The organism is Pseudomonas sp. K5002, assembly GCF_013386655.1.
GTDB lineage: Bacteria > Pseudomonadota > Gammaproteobacteria > Pseudomonadales > Pseudomonadaceae > Aquipseudomonas.
The window spans coordinates 1-705 of sequence record NZ_JACARK010001476.1; the positions used below are offsets into that span (position 1 = coordinate 1).

A 705-nucleotide genomic window follows, 5' to 3' on the forward strand; every position below is an offset into this window, starting at 1 on the left:
CGTGGGCAGGCCCTGGCCGCCGCCCTGGACAACAACCGCCGCGCCTTCGACCTGGCCTCCCGCGGCTACCATTCCGGCGCGCTGGATGCCCTGCAACTGCTGGACAGCGAACGCAGCCTGGTGGGCCTTGAAGCCCGCGTGGCCGAGTCCGACCTGCGCTTGATCAACCGCCAGATCGACCTGTTCCAGGCCCTCGGTGGCGGCTGGCAGCGTGACGATCCAACCGCCCCCTTATCTGTCGCTGTCAATGGAGCCAAACCATGAACCAGGCTGTTGAACCCATTCGCCTGACCGTTATGCAACGTCATCGTCGCGCCCTGGTGACCACGGCTTCCCTCGCGACGCTGGTGGGGCTGGCAACCTTTGCCGGGTACTGGTGGCAATGGGGGCGTTTTCTTGAAGAAACCGACGATGCCTATGTGCGCGCTGATTGGGTCGCTATCAGCCCGCGCATTGCCGGGTATGTAGCCCAGGTGCTGGTGGAAGACAACCAGCCGGTCAAGGCCGGGGATGTGCTGGTGCGTATCGATGAGCGGGATTTCACCGAGCGTCTGAACAGCGCCCAGGCGCAACTGCAACAGGCGCAAGCAGCAGCGAGCGCACAGCAGGCATCGGTGCAAACCCTCGACGCGCAAATGGGCGAGCAACAGCAACGCATCGCCCAGGCCCGGGCGGAACTGAGCAGTGGCGAGGCCGAAGCCCGGC

General features: G+C 65.2%; 1 protein-coding gene and 1 pseudogene. Both read left to right on the forward strand.

Annotated elements, in window-relative coordinates:
• Window positions 1–264: pseudogene (locus tag HX846_RS37290) on the forward strand (TolC family protein); the annotation flags it as partial.
• Window positions 261–705, forward strand: a 445-nt coding sequence (locus HX846_RS37295; RefSeq protein WP_178967475.1) for a biotin/lipoyl-binding protein, incomplete at its 3' end; no start/stop codon positions are given. The pseudogene HX846_RS37290 and the gene HX846_RS37295, both read left to right, overlap by 4 nt.